General features: G+C 70.5%; 19 protein-coding genes, 1 tRNA gene and 1 riboswitch. Of the genes, 8 read left to right on the plus strand and 12 right to left on the minus strand.

The window, feature by feature from the left end:
- Nucleotides 1–54: 54 nt before the first annotated feature.
- A complete protein-coding gene (locus AB0M76_RS09350; RefSeq protein ID WP_365952303.1) occupies nt 55–1,050 on the plus strand; it encodes an SEC-C domain-containing protein in 996 nt (331 codons plus the stop codon).
- A gap of 17 nt (nt 1,051–1,067) precedes the next feature.
- Here the strand turns inward: AB0M76_RS09350 and AB0M76_RS09355 are convergent, their stop codons facing one another.
- The 3 genes from AB0M76_RS09355 to AB0M76_RS09365 form a co-directional block, all read right to left on the minus strand.
- Nucleotides 1,068–2,183, minus strand: coding sequence for a DUF3578 domain-containing protein (locus tag AB0M76_RS09355; protein WP_365952304.1), 1,116 nt, complete (start codon nt 2,181–2,183; stop codon nt 1,068–1,070).
- A gap of 68 nt (nt 2,184–2,251) precedes the next feature.
- A complete protein-coding gene (locus tag AB0M76_RS09360) occupies nt 2,252–3,244 on the minus strand; it encodes a hypothetical protein (protein ID WP_365952305.1) in 993 nt (330 codons plus the stop codon).
- 152 nt (nt 3,245–3,396) lie between these two features.
- Nucleotides 3,397–3,933 carry a GNAT family N-acetyltransferase gene (locus tag AB0M76_RS09365; protein ID WP_365952306.1) on the minus strand — a complete coding sequence of 179 codons (537 nt, stop codon included), beginning with the start codon at nt 3,931–3,933 and terminating at the stop codon, nt 3,397–3,399.
- Nucleotides 3,934–4,088: 155 nt separating this feature from the next.
- On the opposite strand from AB0M76_RS09365, the gene AB0M76_RS09370 reads away from it, so the two are divergent.
- A complete protein-coding gene (locus AB0M76_RS09370; protein ID WP_266666706.1) occupies nt 4,089–4,265 on the plus strand; it encodes a hypothetical protein in 177 nt (58 codons plus the stop codon).
- A 65-nt stretch (nt 4,266–4,330) separates the two neighbouring features.
- Complete coding sequence (locus tag AB0M76_RS09375) at nt 4,331–4,630, plus strand: hypothetical protein (protein WP_365952307.1); 300 nt, start codon at nt 4,331–4,333, stop codon at nt 4,628–4,630.
- An 87-nt stretch (nt 4,631–4,717) separates the two neighbouring features.
- Here AB0M76_RS09375 and AB0M76_RS09380 read toward each other — a convergent pair whose 3' ends face one another.
- The 5 genes from AB0M76_RS09380 to AB0M76_RS09400 form a co-directional block, all read right to left on the minus strand.
- On the minus strand, nt 4,718–6,031 hold the full coding sequence (locus AB0M76_RS09380) for a DUF445 domain-containing protein (RefSeq protein ID WP_365952308.1): 1,314 nt from the start codon (nt 6,029–6,031) through the stop codon (nt 4,718–4,720).
- A gap of 267 nt (nt 6,032–6,298) precedes the next feature.
- Nucleotides 6,299–6,994 carry a DUF1707 domain-containing protein gene (locus AB0M76_RS09385; protein ID WP_365952309.1) on the minus strand — a complete coding sequence of 232 codons (696 nt, stop codon included), beginning with the start codon at nt 6,992–6,994 and terminating at the stop codon, nt 6,299–6,301.
- 157 nt (nt 6,995–7,151) lie between these two features.
- Entirely contained in the window at nt 7,152–8,120 is a 969-nt protein-coding gene (locus AB0M76_RS09390) for an ATP-binding cassette domain-containing protein (RefSeq protein ID WP_365952310.1), read from the minus strand.
- A 6-nt stretch (nt 8,121–8,126) separates the two neighbouring features.
- Complete coding sequence (locus tag AB0M76_RS09395; RefSeq protein ID WP_266994699.1) at nt 8,127–8,999, minus strand: ABC transporter permease; 873 nt, start codon at nt 8,997–8,999, stop codon at nt 8,127–8,129.
- Entirely contained in the window at nt 8,992–9,819 is an 828-nt protein-coding gene (locus AB0M76_RS09400; RefSeq protein ID WP_365952311.1) for an ABC-2 family transporter protein, read from the minus strand. Before AB0M76_RS09400 ends, AB0M76_RS09395 begins: the two co-directional genes overlap by 8 nt.
- Nucleotides 9,820–9,994: 175 nt before the next feature.
- On the opposite strand from AB0M76_RS09400, the gene AB0M76_RS09405 reads away from it, so the two are divergent.
- Entirely contained in the window at nt 9,995–12,415 is a 2,421-nt protein-coding gene (locus AB0M76_RS09405) for a transglycosylase domain-containing protein (RefSeq protein ID WP_365952312.1), read from the plus strand.
- A gap of 38 nt (nt 12,416–12,453) precedes the next feature.
- Here AB0M76_RS09405 and AB0M76_RS09410 read toward each other — a convergent pair whose 3' ends face one another.
- From AB0M76_RS09410 to AB0M76_RS09420, 3 genes are all read right to left on the minus strand, one after another.
- Nucleotides 12,454–12,774 (minus strand): multidrug efflux SMR transporter, encoded by a 321-nt coding sequence (locus AB0M76_RS09410; RefSeq protein ID WP_266666693.1) that lies wholly within the window; start codon nt 12,772–12,774, stop codon nt 12,454–12,456.
- Between the two features lie 30 nt (nt 12,775–12,804).
- A riboswitch (guanidine-III (ykkC-III) riboswitch) is annotated at nt 12,805–12,883 on the minus strand.
- 52 nt (nt 12,884–12,935) lie between these two features.
- Complete coding sequence (locus AB0M76_RS09415; RefSeq protein WP_365952361.1) at nt 12,936–13,238, minus strand: co-chaperone GroES; 303 nt, start codon at nt 13,236–13,238, stop codon at nt 12,936–12,938.
- Between the two features lie 91 nt (nt 13,239–13,329).
- A complete protein-coding gene (locus tag AB0M76_RS09420) occupies nt 13,330–13,650 on the minus strand; it encodes a DUF3618 domain-containing protein (protein ID WP_365952313.1) in 321 nt (106 codons plus the stop codon).
- 108 nt (nt 13,651–13,758) lie between these two features.
- On the opposite strand from AB0M76_RS09420, the gene bcp reads away from it, so the two are divergent.
- The 4 genes from bcp to AB0M76_RS09440 all read left to right on the plus strand — a co-directional run bounded on the left by bcp (nt 13,759) and on the right by AB0M76_RS09440 (nt 15,807).
- Nucleotides 13,759–14,226 carry a thioredoxin-dependent thiol peroxidase gene (bcp, locus tag AB0M76_RS09425; protein ID WP_266628944.1) on the plus strand — a complete coding sequence of 156 codons (468 nt, stop codon included), beginning with the start codon at nt 13,759–13,761 and terminating at the stop codon, nt 14,224–14,226.
- A 136-nt stretch (nt 14,227–14,362) separates the two neighbouring features.
- Nucleotides 14,363–15,001 (plus strand): HNH endonuclease signature motif containing protein, encoded by a 639-nt coding sequence (locus tag AB0M76_RS09430; protein ID WP_365952314.1) that lies wholly within the window; start codon nt 14,363–14,365, stop codon nt 14,999–15,001.
- Complete coding sequence (locus AB0M76_RS09435) at nt 14,998–15,681, plus strand: HNH endonuclease signature motif containing protein (protein ID WP_365952315.1); 684 nt, start codon at nt 14,998–15,000, stop codon at nt 15,679–15,681. The genes AB0M76_RS09430 and AB0M76_RS09435 overlap by 4 nt, the downstream gene beginning before the upstream one ends.
- A gap of 42 nt (nt 15,682–15,723) precedes the next feature.
- Nucleotides 15,724–15,807 (plus strand) — tRNA-Leu (locus tag AB0M76_RS09440).
- Between the two features lie 62 nt (nt 15,808–15,869).
- Here AB0M76_RS09440 and rdgB read toward each other — a convergent pair.
- Nucleotides 15,870–16,475 carry an RdgB/HAM1 family non-canonical purine NTP pyrophosphatase gene (rdgB, locus tag AB0M76_RS09445; RefSeq protein WP_365952316.1) on the minus strand — a complete coding sequence of 202 codons (606 nt, stop codon included), beginning with the start codon at nt 16,473–16,475 and terminating at the stop codon, nt 15,870–15,872.
- Nucleotides 16,476–16,485: the final 10 nt, after the last annotated feature.

The following is a 16,485-nucleotide window of genomic DNA, read 5'->3' on the forward strand; positions in this document are numbered from 1 at the left end:
GCCGCACCTTAAGTCCTCCCCCGTCAACAGACCAGCGGCAGTACGGTGTGACTCATGCGCCCTGACACGCCTGCCGAGCACATCGCCGAAGCCGAGCGCCTCATCCGCACGGCGACCCGTTACCCCGAGGACCAGGAGCCTTTGCTCCTCCAGGCCGCGGCCCACCTCGAACTGGGTGACGCCCGGGACCGCGCCAGCGCGCTGTACGACCAACTCCTCGCCGCCTCCCCGGCCGACCCGCACCTGATCAAGGCGCTCCAGGCCGCGAACCTGTGGGAGTACGGCCACGAGCCCGAGGCCCGCGCCCTCATCCAGGGCATCCGCGCGGCCGCGCCCGCGGACCCGGCCCCCTGGGAGGTCATCGCGGAAGCCCTCGAGGCCCACGACGAGTTGACCACGTCGGAGGAGTGCTTCACCCAGGCGGCCACCCTCCTGATCACGGAGAGCGCACCCCTGACCCCGGCCACGACAGCCCTCCTGACGGGACGCCACCGGGTCCGCCGCCTCCTCGGACTCCCGCACGACGACTGGGACATGGTCGCCGACACCCGCCACATCGGGCCGATCCCGCTGGACGAGCTCCACGACCCGAAGCGCATCTGGGCCCTCGGCTCCGACGACCCGGCCGAGCTCCGCGCCGAGATCGCCCGCCTCCGCGCCGAACTGGGCGACCGCCGCGCCGCCCTCTCCCGCCCGTTCCCGGTGGCCATCCTCCACTGGCCCCAGCGAGAACTGGCCGAGCTCCTCACGTCGTACCCCACCCTGGCGGCGGAATACCCCTCGCACGCTGCGCACCTCGCGCACATCGAGACGTCCCTGCGCGCCCTGGCGGCCTCGGGCACGACGAACCTCGGCATTGTGACGGCGAGCGTCCCCTCGTACGAGGCCTTCGCGGCATCCGAGAAGACCTCCCCGGCCTCCCCGTCCCTCCTCCCGGAATACGCCACGACCCTGGCAGCCCGCGGCAAAGCCACCCCCTGGCCCCCCACCCCCACGTCCCCGTGCTGGTGCACCTCAGGCAAGCCGTACTCGGAGTGCCACGGGGGCTAGGAAGGCCTGCCCTCTATTCAGTCGACCATCCCCCAGGCAGCAGCGGTGCTCGTTCCCTGCCAACCATCACCGCTCTGCCAAACCGCTGCGATCCCTTGGTCTTCCAAGTAGGACGCGTACACGCCGATGTCCTCGGAGAACAGGCCTACGAGGTGGGGGGTTGCCAACTCGCTCTCTCGGTAGAGGAAGTAGCTGTACTCACGCAGCTGCCCCACGGCTTCACGGACAGCGGCGGTGATGTTCCCGTTTCTGATGACCTTGGCCTCGACGAGCCACTCTGGGGCGCCGCTGTCTACAACGCCGGCCAGCTCGAGAATAAGGTCCTTGGGGTGAATCCGCTGGTTCCTCGCCTCGTAGTCTCGGGTCTTGATGTACTCGACGAATTCCTCGATCAGCAGCTCATGTTTCCGGCCCTTCATCTGCTGATGAGCAGCGATGTGCGCAACGTACTCGCTGCTGTTCCCCGGCTTGAATGCAATCACCGGTGACGCCGCGTTCTTCCGTTTCCGCTTCGGCTTTGGCGGGGTAAAGGCCTCATCACCACCCTCTCGCGCGGAGCGCATGGCCGTGTCGGCCTCTGCCACCAGCTGGAGAAGAACCTCGGCCTCACGCAGGTCCTGCTGAAGCTGCTCCTCGGCGGGCAGTTCGTCGATCCCGTACGTGCGAGCTACCACGCTCGCCGCTTCGTACGACTCGGGACGATTCCCCGAGCCGAACGACGGACGATGGTTCCACTCCTCAGCCAGGCTCGACGACAGCGCCCCGTAAAGCTCATCTGCTTGCCGTTCAAGATGCGCGTGGAAGGCTTTCTTTCCGCTGATCCTTTCGCTCAGGTCAGTGACTCCTTGCTGAAGGGTCAGCGTCACAGACTTTAGATCCGTGCTGAAGATATAGGCGAGATACACACCAATCTTGGGATCTGTGTTGATCTTCAGATCGAATACGCCGATCCATGGCGCCGTGGCCGCGCTCCCATTGCCGCCGTAGCCGGCAGCGCTCCAGCCCTCCACCACCCCGAGATCGTCGCGGCTGGAGACACCGCGAAGTACCTGCTGGCCAGGCACCTCTGCGCGCGTGCCGGCCTTCTGGTCGTAGGTGTGTGCAACCTCAAGAAGCAGATCCCGCATCGTCATGGCACGACGCTATGCAGCAACTGTCATCTGTCAAACATGACCGATCGCATCCTGTCAAAACTGGCCGGTTACAGGTCGCGCGGGAAGGGCTGTAGCTGTTGGTGGCCGCGGGCTTGGGCCGTGGGTGGGGTGGGGCGGGTGGCTCCCAAGGTGAGGAGGGTGCGGAGGGCGGCGATGACCTGGGGCGGGGTGTCGCGGATCATCGACGGGGTTGCGCTGACGACCAGGATGCCGTGGGACTCCAGGCGCAGGCGGCGCAGGAGGGTGGCGTGCCAGGCGTCGCGCGTGTAGTGGTACTCCGCCGAGTCGATCTCCAGGGCGACCCCCTCGTCGGGCCAGTACGCGTCCGGGCTGGCCAGGAACGTGCCGTCCGGGGTGTACAGGCGGGCGTTCCACAGCGGGGTCGGGAGGTCCGTCGCCGTGAGGGTGTCCCGGGCCAGGCCCTCGGCGATCGAGCGGACCCCGGCGACGAGTTCCGACGCGGCGGCGCGGATCGCCGGGCGGGTGAGGAGGCGGGCCGCGCGGAGCTCGGCGTGCAGGTCCTGCGGGTGGCACCAGCCGGCCTGGACGACATGGGCCAGGGTCGAGCGGATCCGCGCCGGATCCCCGGCCCGGGAGGCGAAGTCGGCCGCCGCCCGCACCGGGCGGGTGCTCGGGACGCCGGACACCGCGATGGTGCGCGGCCAGCGCGCGGTGGCCAGCGGGCGGACCTCCGGGGTGCCGGTGAGCCGGCGCGGGGCGCGGACCAGGACGTCGGCCGGGGTGTACGGGACGTCGCGGATGCCGAGGAGGGCCAGGGCGGCGCCGCCGGTGAGGACGGCCGTGTCGCCGGAGAGCGGGTCCGCGGCGGGCTCGGCGGCGTACAGGACGGCGGCGAGGGCGCGTTGGCGGTGGTCCGGGGGCCCGGTCTGCAGGAGGTACACCCTGGGTAGTAAGCGCTGCCAGGGCCCGCCCGGGCGGGTGCGGGAGGTGATCGTGCCGTCCGGGATCCCGGACGCGGCGAGCTGGTGGCGGGTGGCCAGGTTGAGTTGCCTGCGCAGCAGCGGCTTCGGTGTGATCATGCCGCGGGTATGCCCGGCATGAGTCGCAGACACCCACGGGCTCGCCTTCGGATCACGCCCGATCACGCCGGATCAGCCCTGGCCGTCCGGTGCCCGTACCGGCGCGCTTCGACAACGGCGCGAGATGTGTCGTGCCGGGCCGAAGACACGACCTAGCGGCCCGGGTGGTCCGGGGACAGGAAGACGATCACCCCCGTCTGCGTGCCCGGCCGGGCGGTGACCTCGTGCCAGCCCAGGCGCCGGTAGGTGGCCACCGTGTCGGTCGCCAGGCGGGAGGTCAGCAGCCAGGCCCGCCGGTCCGGGGCGTCGGCGGTGATCTCGGTGAGCAGGGCCCGGCCCGTGCCGTGGCCGCGCGCGTAGGGGCGTACGGCGAGCTCGTCTATCTCCAGCGCACCCGTCAGGAGTTCCCGCACCCGCTCCGGGCCGAGCTGCGCCGCGACCTGGGCGTACCCGCGGGCCTTGGGGAAGGACGCCGGGGTGAGCCAGCCCGTGGCGAAGCCGTCGATGCCGGCCGCGGACTGGGCGAGCGCCGTACGGAAGCCGCGGCGCCGGGCGTCGGCCGGGAGGCGGGCCGCGAACTGACGAATGGTTTCTTCGTCTTCGTTCCACGGCGGGGCGGAGAAGACGTCGGCATAGGCGTCGACCAGTTCGTCCGCGAGGTCGAGGACGGCCTGTCCGTAGCAGATCACGATGTCCGAGCTCCTCTTTTTTCCCGTTTGGGATGGGAGAGTCAATTTATGCCGGACCGGTTCCTGGAGCACGTATCGCGCGGATCCGGCGAGTGTGCGACAAATCCCCTCCCCGTACTCCGTGTCGGGGGGACCCGCGGCGCGTTGAGCAGCCCGTGGACAGACTGCTTCGGGCCACCGGCCGGTGCGTGCTCGCCTTCCTTCTCGTCCTGGGTGTGGTGGCACTGCTGCCGCGCGCCGTCAAGGACGCCGTGCCGGACGGTGTGATCGGCGGGGCCGTGCTCGTGCTGGGGGCGCTGGGGGCCCGCCGGGTGGTCAAGCCCCCGCGCTAGCCTCGTAGCACTCGCAGTAGTAGTACAGGTGAGATCCGTCAGATCAGACGACTTGAGGAGTGGGCATGGCGCGCGTACCGAGTTCCGCAGTGGCGGCCGCCGGACTGGTCGGCGGGTACGCCGTCGCCCGGTGGACCAAGAAGCGTCCGCTGGGCGGTTTCGTACTCGGCGCCGCCGGGCTCGCCGCCGGGCGGGAATGGCACCGGCGCGGCGGCACCCCCGCGGCGGCCGGGCTCGGCGCGTTGTACCTCGCCGGCTTCGCGGGCGCGCACCCGCTGGCCAAGAAGGTCGGGGCGTGGCCGGCCGTCCTCGGGGCCGCGGCCGTCGTGGCGACCGCGTCCTGGGTCGTCGCCGACCGCGGCTGAGGCAGCCGGGCCGGGCAGGCCCGGTGGCAGACACGGCTCTCCGCGTCGAGCCCGCCTGCCTGCCTGCCCGCCTGCCCGCCTACGCGCCTACGCGCCGAACGCCTGCGACACCACGTAGATCAGCAGCCCGGCCAGGGCGCCGACCACCGTGCCGTTGATGCGGATGAACTGCAGGTCCCGGCCGATGTGGGCCTCGATCTTCCGCGACGTGTGCTCGGCGTCCCACCCGGCCACGGTGTCCGTGATCAGCGAGGTGATCTCGGCCCGGTAGGTGGTCACCACGTACACCACCGCGCCCTCGATCCAGCCCTCCACCTTGTCCTGGAGCCGGCCGTCCGTCGCCAGCCGCGCCCCCAGCGACAGCAGCGAGGACCGGACCCGCAGCCGCAGCTCGCTCTGCTCGTCCTCCGCCGCCGAGATGATCATCGACCGGATCGCGGTCCAGGCAGAGGCGATCACGTCCTGGACCTCCTCGCGCTGCAGGATCTCGGACTTCAGTCGCTCCACCCGGGCCCGGGTGTCCGTGTCCGACTGGAGGTCGGCCGCGAAGTCCGTCAGGAACCGGTCCACCGCCCCGCGCGCCGGATGCTCCGGCATGTCCCGCATCTCGGTCAGGAAGCGGAGCAGTTCCTTGTACACGCGCTCGCCGACCTTGCGGTCCACGAACCGCGGGGTCCAGCCGGGCGCGCCGCCCTGGACCGCGCCCATCACCGACTCCCCGTGCGTCACCAGCCAGTCGTGGGCCTTGACGCAGACGAGGTCGACGACGCGGCGGTGCCCGCCGTCCGCGACGACCTTCTCCAGCGTCTTGCCGATCCCCGGCGCGATCTCGGCGGTCTCGGCCCGCCGGGTGATGGCCTCGCCCACGACGGCCTGCACGTCGGAATCGCGCAGTACGGTCAGGGCTCCGCGCAGCGCGGTGGCCAGCTCGGCCGTGACCCGGTCCGCGTGCGCGGGCTCGGCCAGCCAGGCTCCGAGGCGGCTGCCGATGCGGAGGGCGTGCAGGCGGGCGCGGACCACGTCCGGGGAGAGGAAGTTCTCGCCGACGAACTCTCCGAGGGAGACGCCGAGCTGGTCCTTCTTGGTCGGGATGATCGCGGTGTGCGGGATGGGCAGGCCGAGCGGGTGCCGGAACAGCGCGGTGACGGCGAACCAGTCCGCGAGCGCGCCGACCATGCCGGCCTCGGCGGCGGCCCGGACGTAGCCGGCCCAGCCGCCGGCCCCGGAGTGCTCGGCCCAGGTGGTCAGTACGTAGACCAGCGCGACCAGGATCAGGAGGCCGGTCGCGGTGGTCTTCATGCGGCGGACGCCGCGGCGGCGCTCCTCGTCGGCCTCGCTGAACACGAAGCCGCCAGTCCCAGTGCCAGTGCCAGTGCCTACGGCGTTGGTGCGGTTGTCCACGTGCTCCTCCCTTCCCCCGGGCGCCGGTTTTGTCTGCATAGCATCCGACTCCCAGGAGGCCCGAGGAGTTCCCGGCACGCCGATTCACTGCCCGCGAGGGGCCCGGCGTCCCGTACGACGCGACCGAGCCCGGAGGCACGCGCCCCCGCCGGACCTACCGCCGCCGGACGACCCGTGCGGCCCGGCCGAGCTCCGTCGGGCCTCGGGTACCGGCCAGGGCTCGGTCCGGGGTGTCCGGGCCGCGGCCCGGAGGCCTGCGCGGGCCCGCTACAGCTCCTTGTGGAGGTTCGGGCCGCCGGGTAGGGGTTTGGGGCGCTTGGGGGATTTGGTCTTGATTTCGACGCCGCCCCAGAAGGCGAAGCCCGTCACGACCACCCGCGGGGCGCCCGGGACAACCGGGCCCGGGGCGTCGCGCTGGTCGAAGGCGCCCATGAAGCCGAAGCCCCGGACGTCGACCTCCACGCCCGGCGGGACGGTGATCTGGATCCCGCCCATGATCGCGACGCAGTTGATGACCACTTCCCGCTGCGCGAAGTTCGCCTCGCGCAGGTCGAGCTCGCCGCCGCCCCAGAACGCCACCGCGTCCAGGCGGGCGGGCACCGTCCAGTTGCCCTTGCGCTGGAACGACGACATGACCGCGACGGCCGCCGAGGATCCCGCGGGCAGACCGACGCCGCCGCCGATCCGGGACGACCACGAGCTGTCGGCAGGCACCGGGGCCGGGGCCGGGCCCGACGCCGCAATCGGCATCGGGGCCGCGCCCGGCGCCGGCAAGTCGCGGGTCAGTGGTTCCAGTTCGGCGTACGTCTTCGACTTGTACGCAGCCTCCAGCCGCTCCTCGAACTCCTCCATGTCGATCCGGCCCTCGGCGACGGCGTCCCGCAGACGCTCCACCACCCGGTCACGGTCGGCGTCCGACGCCCTCAGCTCCGGCAACGGCTTCTCCGGCCGCTCGTCAGTCATGGGGAACAGCCTATGCAGCCACGCACGGGAGTTGTATGGCCCAGCCCTGGCTCCGACCCCGGCTCGCCCCTGATTTATCCCTTATCCCTGATCCCTGATCCCCTGTCCCTGGCCCCGGGGCGCCCCGGCCGCCCGGCCCCCTGGACCGCCCGCCCCCTCACCCCCGCCCCGCGTACATCCGCGCGATCACGTCCTCGATGTCCGGCTCCCGGACCGACAGGTCCAGCAGCGGGTACCGGGCCGCCACCTCCGCCACCAGTGGCGCCGCCGAGGTCCCCGCCGCGAACGCCAGCCACTGCCGCGGGCCGTCCACCTTCACCACCCGCGCCCCCGCCACGCTGATCTCCGGAAGCTCCCGCTCCAGGTCCACCACCAGCGTCCGCTCGCCGCCGCCCTCCCCCATCGCGTGCAGACCGCCCAGCGGCCCGTCGTACATCAGCCGCCCGTGGTCGATCACCATCACCCGCTCGCACAGCTGCTCGATGTCCTGAAGGTCGTGCGTGGTCAGCAGTACCGTCGTGCCGAGCTCCGCGTTCAACTGCCTCAGGAAGCCCCGTACCTTCGCCTTGCTCACCACGTCGAGCCCGATCGTCGGCTCGTCCAGGTACAGCACGTCCGGATCGTGCAGCAGCGCCGCCGCGATGTCCCCGCGCATCCGCTGGCCCAGCGACAGCTGCCGTACCGGCACGTCCATCAGCTCGGCCAGGTCGAGGCGGTCCACGCAGCGCTCCAGGTTCTCCTTGAACCGCGCCGCCGGGATCCGGTACATCCGCCGCATCAGCCCGTACGAGTCCTTCAGCGGCAGGTCCCACCACAGCGTGGTCCGCTGCCCGAACACCACCCCGATCCGGTGCGCCAGCCGCATCCGCTCCCGCGCCGGGTCGATGCCCGCGACCCGCAGCCGGCCGCCGCTCGGCGTGAGGATGCCGGTCAGCATCTTGATCGTGGTCGACTTCCCGGCGCCGTTGGGCCCGATGTAACCGACCACCTCGCCCCGCGCCACCTCGAAGCTGATCCCGTCAACCGCCCTGACCTGCCGCTTCTCCCGCCGCATCAGGCCCACCCGGCGCCGTACGTCGAAGACCTTCTCGACCCCGTCCAGCTCGATCAGCACATCCGTGCCCACAGCCGCTCAGCTCCCCGTACTCCGGTACGAACGAAGACCCGCACGCCACACCAGCGACGCGGGTACGAACACCACCACCGCCACCAGCGGGCTCAGGAACGCCACCCACCCCGGCAGCCCCAGCGGATCGGGCCGCCCCAGCACGTACAGGGCGGGCAGCCAGTTCACGAAGGCCAGCGGCACGACGAAGGTGACCCCGCGCAGCAGGTCCTTCCCGAACACCGCCGGCGGGTACTGGAGCATCGTGTTCCCGCCGTACGTGAAGGAGTTCTGCACCTCCGCCGCGTCCCCGGCGACGAACTGGAACGCCGCCCCGGCCACCATCACCGCCCCGAAGATCGCCGCCCCGGCCACGACCATCACCGGCATCAGCCACACCTTCCCGGCCGTCCACTCCACGTCCAGCGCCGAGACCGCCCAGACCAGCACCGCCAGGCCCTGCCCGATCCGCCCCACCCGCCGCAGCGCGAAGCGGTCCGCCGCGACCTGCGCGAGCACCGGGACCGGGCGCACCAGCATGGTGTCGAGCGAGCCGTCGCGGATCCGGACGCCGATCCGGTCCGTATTGCCGAGGAGCAGATCCGCGAGCCCCAGCGAGGCCGAGGCCGACCCGTACAGCAGGGCGATCTCCGGCAGCGCGAAACCGCCGAGCACGTCCACGTGCGAGAACATGATCCAGATCGCGACGAAGTCGAGGAGCGTGATCGCCGCGTTCCCGAACGTGGAGAGCAGGAAGGACGTCCGGTACGTCATCGTCGACCGGACCCACATCGCCACGATCAGCCCGTAGCCGCGCAGCCCCTCCACGGCCCGGTTCCGCGGCGGGACGTCCACGAGTCCTCCGGGCCGCCGCGCCGGAGCCACCACCGCCTCAGCCACCCTGGACCACCACCTTCCGCGTCGCCGCCGACTGCAACAGCCGCCCCGCGCCCAGCAGTACGAGCGCCCACCCCGCCTGGAAGCCCAGCGCCCGCACCGCGCCCCCGGCGCCGGCGTGCACGCCCATCAGCACGTCCAGCGGCACCTGGATCATCGCCGCCCACGGCAGGACGCGGACGATCTCGCCGAGGCCGCCCGGGAACACCGTCAGCGGCAGCAGCATCCCGGAGCAGAAGATCGTGACGACGACGGCCATCAGGTTGATCCCGGCCCCGTCCATCAGCCAGAACGCGGCCAGCCCCAGCAGGTACCGGATCCCGAAGCTGACGACCAGCGCGAGCAGTACGGACACCAGGAACAGCAGCCAGCGCAGCGGATCGGCGGGCAGCGCCAGCTCGAACGCCAGCGCCCCCGCGAACAACGGCACCACCCCGCGCCCGAGCAACTGGAAGCCCGCGCGCCCCAGATCGGCCGCGAGCCACCACATCTGCAGATCGGCCGGCCGGTACAGGTCGACGGCGATGTCACCCGTACGGATACGCTCCTGCATCTCGTCCTGGAAGCCGCCGCCGATGAGCGCGCCCGCGGCGAGCAGCGACTGGCTCACCCAGACGAAGGTCAGCGCCTGCGCCTGGTCGTAGCCGCCGAGTCCGGGCCGCTCGTCCCACAGCGCGACGTACGTGTACGCCAGGATGAAGCCGAAGACGGTGTTGGTGAACACCCCTGCCGCCGTCGCCGTCCCGTACGTGGCGTAGCGCCGGAACCCCCCGGCCGCCACGGCCGGATAGAGCCACGCTCTGCGAGCCGTTGCCTGGCGCACCGTATCCCTCCGTTTTCCCCGGTCGTTCCTACGTCGGCCAAAGCGCGCGAGCTTAGTGCGGAGGGGCGATCCACGCGACCGATTTACGCCCGTCCGAAGCGGAATGAGCGGTCATCGGGTAGACAGCACGGAGTACAGATGTGGTTATTTCGTACGGCGTCGAGGAGTCCTGGCGATGAGCGACCAGTCACCACCACCGGGCTGGACCCCTCGTGACCCGGACACCCCCGCAGGACCTCCCGCGCAGCAGCCACAGAATCCACGGCAGCCGTCCGGCGAGAAGCAGTCGCGCCGAGCCGCCGACAAGGCCGAGCGGAAACGGAAGCGGACCGGCTGGCGCCGCCTCGTCCCCACCTGGCGCATCGTCCTCGGCACCGTCCTGCTGCTCGCCCTGCTGGTCATCGGCGCCCTCATCGCCGGCTACCTGCTGGTCCACATCCCTCCTGCCAACGCCGCCGCCACCGCCCAGTCCAACCTCTACCTCTACGCCGACGGCTCCCAGCTCGCCCGCGACGGCGAGGTCAACCGCGTCAACGTCCCGCTCTCGCAGATCCCCCGCACGGTCCAGGAGGCCGTACTGGCCGCCGAGGACCGGGACTTCTACTCCGAACGGGCGGTGGACCCCAAGGCGATGATCCGCGCCGCCTGGAACACGGCCACCGGCAAGGGCACCCAGTCCGGCTCGACCATCACCCAGCAGTACGTCAAGAACTACTACCTGGGCCAGGAACAGACGATCACGCGCAAGGTCAAGGAGTTCTTCATCGCGATCAAACTCGGCCGCGAGAAATCGAAGGACTACATCCTCGAGGGCTACCTCAACACCAGCTACTTCGGCCGCAACGCCTACGGCATCCAGGCCGCCGCCCAGGCCTACTACGGCAAGGACGTCGGCAAACTCACCACCGCCGAAGGCGCGTACCTCGCCACGCTCCTCAACTCCCCCAGCGCCTTCGACGTCGTCGCGCACCCCCAGAGCCGCGCCCGCGCGGTCGCCCGCTGGAACTACGTACTCGACGGCATGGTCAAGAAGCAGTGGCTGCCCGCGGCCGCGCGGACCACGACGCAGTTCCCCGAACCCGGCAAGGTCCGCCCGGCCGCCGGCCTCTCCGGGCAGCGCGGCTACCTCGTCGAGGCCGTCAAGGACTACATCGTCGAGCACAAGATCCTCGACGAGAAGACCCTCGCCGAGGGCGGCCACCGCATCACCACCACCATCGACAAGCGCCGCCAGAACGCCTTCGTCGACGCCGTCGACGAGAAGATGGTCGGCAAACTCGACCCGGAAGCCCGCAAGGCCGACCGCGTCGTACGGGCCGGCGGAGTCTCCATCGACCCGGCCACCGGCAAGGTCGTCGCCATGTACGGGGGCATCGACTACACCAAGCAGTACGTCAACAACGCGACCCGGCACGACTACCAAGTGGCCTCCACCTTCAAGCCGTTCGTGTTCGCCGCCGCCGTCGAGAACGACTCCCGCACCCAGGACGGCCGCTTGATCACCCCCAACACCGTCTACAACGGCGACAACAAACGCCGCGTCGCCGGCACCCGGACCCCCTACGCCCCCGAGAACGAAGGCCAGTTGTCGTACGGGAACATCCCCGTCAGCACCGCCACCGACCTCTCCGTCAACGCCGTCTTCGCTCAGATGGTCGTCGACGTCGGCACCGCCAAGGTCAAGAAGATCGCCATCGACCTCGGCATCCCCGAGAACACCCCGAACTTCGTAGCGAGCCCCGCCATGGCCCTCGGCACCATGCAGGCCAGCGTCCTGGACATGACCCAGGCCTACGCGACCCTCGCCGACCACGGCCGCTACACCCCGTACACGCTCGTCGACAAGATCACCAAGGGCAGCGACAGCATCCACCTGCCCGACCGCACCCCGAAGCAGGCCGTCAGCCGCGAAGCCGCCGACACCACCACGTCCATGCTGGTCAGCGTCGTCGACAACGGCACCGGTACGGCCGCCCTCGCAGCCGGGCACCCGGCCGCCGGCAAGACGGGCACCGGCGAACTGGACCGCTCCGCCTGGTTCGCGGCGTACACCCCGGACCTTGTCACGGTCGTCTCGATGATGGGCCAGGACCCCGACACCGGCGCCCTGGAATCCCTGTACGGGGCACTCGGCGAGGCCCGGATCGGGGGCGGCGGCTACCCGGCCCGGATCTGGGCGCAATACACCAAGACCGCCCTGGAAGGCAGCGACCCGCTGGACTTCGACCTCGAACTCCAGCCGGGCGCCGCCCCGTCCCCGCCGCCGTTCATCCCGAGCAGCCCCGAGCCGACGCCGGACGAGAGCACCCCGCAATCCCCGGCACCGCCGAGCCGACCGAACCGCCCGAACCGCCCGACACCGCCGGACGGCGAACAGGACCAGGGCGGCCGGAACCAGGGGCAGGACACCGAGGGCGGCACCACCGAAGGCGACACGACCGAAGGCCGGAGCAACGAGGGCACCACCGGCGGGACGACCACCGGGACCACCGGCGCAGCGACATCGGGCACCACGGCCGGCACCACCGCCGGCGCCCTGGGCGGCGTCACCGGTGGCCGCCCGCGCAGCCGCCCCCCGTCGCAATACCTGGAATAGCCGCAATCGCGGAAGTAACCCGAACGGGGGGGGAGAGATCAGTGACCGGATGTCGCCTTCAGCCCCACCACGGCGACCAGCAGCAGGCAGATGAAGAAGATCCGGGCGGCGGTGACGGGCTCACCCAGCACCGTCATCCCCAGCACCGCGGCCCCGGCCGCACCGATGCCCACCCACACGCCGTACGCGGTACCGATCGGCAGGGTCTTGGCGGCGTAGGAGAGCAACACCATGCTGGCGACGATCCCGGCACCGGTGAACACGCTCGGCCACAGCCGGGTGAACCCCTCCGTGAATTTCATACCGATCGACCAGCCGACCTCGAGCAGACCGGCGACGAGAAGCAGAACCCAGGCCATGACAGGCACCTCCGGAACGAGAGCGAACGGGGTGCGTCGTCTTGTCGTACAGCCACGGCTACCCGGTACGGCGCGTCTCGTCGGGGGTTCCCCACCACCGTAGCAAAGCGCAGGCAAAAGGGCCGGTGACCCCGGTCACCGGCCCTTCAACGATCGAACCACTACAGGTACAGCCCGGTGGAGTCCTCGGACCCCTCCAGCCGCTCCGCGGCCACGGCATGCAGATCCCGCTCGCGCATCAGCACGTACGTCGCACCCCGCACCTCGACCTCGGCCCGGTCCTCCGGGTCGTACAGCACCCGGTCGCCCGGCTCCACACTGCGTACGTTCTGCCCGACCGCGACCACCTCGGCCCAGGCCAGCCGCTTGCCCACGGCAGCGGTCGCCGGAATCAGGATGCCGCCGCCCGAGCGCCGCTCACCCTCCGGCAAGTCGGACTTCACGAGCACACGGTCGTGCAGCATGCGGATGGGCAGCTTGTCGTGGGTGGTGGTGTTGGTGTTGTCGCTCACGCCACGAACCTACCCGTCCGCGCCCCGCCTGTACGCCGCAGGGTCATCGGCGCTTGCGCCGCGCCGACGCCACGAGCAGGCCGATCACACCCGCCGCGAGCAGCGCGACGGGCGCGATCCGCTCGAAGCGCGGGGTACCGTCGTCGTTCCGCAGACCGTCCCGTACATCCGTCAGCAGACGGTTCACGGCGACGACGGCACGCCCGGCGGTGTGGTCCACGGTCGAGGCGACCCTGGCCTTCGCATCCCCGATGATCGTCTTCGGGTGCACGCGCACACCGATCTCGTCGAGTGTCTCGGCGAGCTGCTCGCGGCGGCGGACGATGTCCGCCTCGATCTGTGCGGGGGTCCTGGCTTCCGGCACCGCGCTGCCTCCGTCGTCATCGGGTCGAGTAGGGGGCGTAGCCCACCATGAACAGTCTGTCAGCTTAGTCTCGGACCGTACCGATCCCCTCCCGAGGAGACTGTTGACATGAGCGAGCGACTCCAGCCGGGCGACACCGCCCCCGCCTTCACCCTGCCCGACGCGGACGGCAACGAGGTCTCGCTCGCCGACCACAAGGGCCGCAAGGTGATCGTGTACTTCTACCCCGCGGCGCTGACGCCGGGCTGCACGAAGCAGGCCTGCGATTTCACGGACAACCTGGCGGTGCTCGCCGAGGCCGGCTACGACGTGATCGGGGTGTCCCCGGACAAGCCGGAGAAGCTGGCGAAGTTCCGCGAGAAGGAGCACCTGAAGGTCACCCTGGTCGGCGACCCCGAGAAGAAGGTCCTCGAGACCTACGGCGCGTTCGGCGAGAAGAAGCTGTACGGCAAGACGGTGACCGGGGTCATCCGCTCCACGGTGATCGTGGACGAGGAGGGCAAGGTCGAGCGCGCCCTCTACAACGTCAAGGCCACGGGCCACGTAGCCAAGATCATCAAGGACCTGGGCATCTGACTCCCGCCCGCCCCGACGGAGCGGCCCGCACCGACAAACCAGTGCGGGCCGCTCCGTTTGTCGGACGTAACCGTCCGCATACCGCTTCGTTAGTCCATACGAGACACGAACACCGGGCCGGACCGGAGAGGCAACGATGGCGGTGAGCCCGTACACGCGGGAGCGACTGGCGGAGGCGGCGAGGACGTCGCGGACGCTGACCGAGGCGCTGGAAAAACTGGGAGCGGACCCGAAGAGCGGCTCGCGCCGCTACCTCCATGAGCGGATGCGGCGACTGGGGGTGGACGTCTCGCACTTCGAGCAGGAGGGCGCGAAGTGGACGAAGGAGGTCCTCCAGGAGGCGGTATCCGCTTCGACGAACATGTGCGAAGTACTGCGGCGCCTGGGGCTGGAGAACGTGGGCGGCCACCACACGCACATCAGCCGCAAGGTGAAGGCCCTGGCTCTGGACACCTCGCACTTCACGACGACTTCAGGTGCAGGCCGGTACCATCCCCGCAGGACGCCGGAGTCGCTCCTCCTGGAACAGACACCCGAGCGAGCGCGCCGGGTCCCCGGCGAACGGCTCAAGCGGGCCATGGTCGCGCTTGGCGCCGAGGAGCGCTGCGCCGACTGCGGCACCGAGCCCGTCTGGCTGGGCGAGCCGCTCCCGCTGGAGGTGGACCACATCAACGGCGACTGGGGCGACAACCGCCCGGAAAACCTGCGCCTCCTGTGTCCCAACTGCCACTCCACGACGGACTCGTACCGGGGTCGCGGGAAGGTCGGCCGATGAGCCGCGGCAACAGCTACACGCGGGAGGTGCTGGCCGATGCCGCCGCACGGTGCGGCGGCATCGACGAGGTGATCGCATACCTCGGCACACCGCTGTACGGGCACCTCGGGCGATACCTGATGAGGCGCTTCGCCCACTTCGGCATAGACGTCTCCCATTTCCGGCCGTCGGGTGGTCGCGATCGCCCTTCCAAGGAGCAACTCCGACGGGCGATAGCCGAGTCCCTCAGCATCGCCGGAACTCTTCGACGACTTGAGTTGCCGGACACCAGCCGACAACGCGCACGCTTGCACGGTTGGGTCATGGACGACGGCCTGGACACGTCGCACTTCCTGGGGCAGGCACACCAGCGCGGAAGGCCCGGCCCCACACCGGTCAAAACGGCGGAAGCCATTCTCGTCAGGCATGAGGGCAAGCAACGCACCAAGACGCGACTGCTGCGCCGGGCTCTCCACGAGACCGGCGTCCCCGAGCTGTGCGACCGGTGCGGTACGGCTCCGGAATGGCGGGGGCGCCCCATGACGCTGGAGGTGGACCACATCAACGGCGACTGGAGCGACGATCGCCGGGAGAACCTGCGACTGCTCTGCCCCAACTGCCACGCCGTCACCAGCACATGGTGCCGGGGAGGCCGACGGCGCGATGATGTCGACCGCCGAACCTCAGCAGTCGTAGACTAGCCGGAGTCGACCGGATCCAATGTCCGATTTGGGCGACATGTCGCGGTCGTGGTGGAATTGGCCTACACGCAACTTTTAGGTAGTTGTGGGAGAAATCCCTTGAGGGTTCGAGTCCCTCCGGCCGCACCTGAACGAAGGCCCCGGCTCACTCAGTGAGCCGGGGCCTTCGGCGTGGTCAGGGCCCAGCCTCAGCCCAGGAGGGCTCGGATGAACGGGACCAGGGCTCGGAAGGCCTGGCCGCGGTGGGAGATGGCGTTCTTTTCCGCCGCGGTGAGTTCCGCGCAGGTGCGGGTGTCGCCCTCGGGCTGGAGGATCGGGTCGTAGCCGAAGCCGCCGGTGCCCGAGGGCGCGTGGCGGAGGGTGCCCAGGAGGCGCCCCTCCACGACGCGTTCGGTGCCGTCCGGGAGGGCCAGGGCCGCCGCGCACGCGAAGCGGGCTCCGCGGTGTTCGTCGGCGATGTCCCCGAGCTGGGCCAGCAGCAGGTCCAGGTTCGCCTTGTCGTCGCCGTGCGTACCGGCCCACCGCGCCGAGAAGATGCCGGGGGCGCCGTTCAGGACGTCCACGCAGAGGCCGGAGTCGTCGGCGATCGCCGGCAGTCCGGTGGCCTGCGCCAGGGCGTGGGCCTTGAGGAGGGCGTTCTCGGCGAAGGTGACGCCGGTCTCCTTGACGTCCGGGATCTCCGGGTACGCGTCCGCGCCGACCAGCTCGTGCGGCAGGCCGGCGTCGGACAGGATGGCGTGGAGCTCGGCGATTTTGCCCGCGTTGCGGGTGGCGAGGATCAGGCGGCTGGTCATGCCGCCCATT

Source organism: Streptomyces sp. NPDC051364, from assembly GCF_040682115.1.
Lineage (GTDB): Bacteria > Actinomycetota > Actinomycetes > Streptomycetales > Streptomycetaceae > Streptomyces.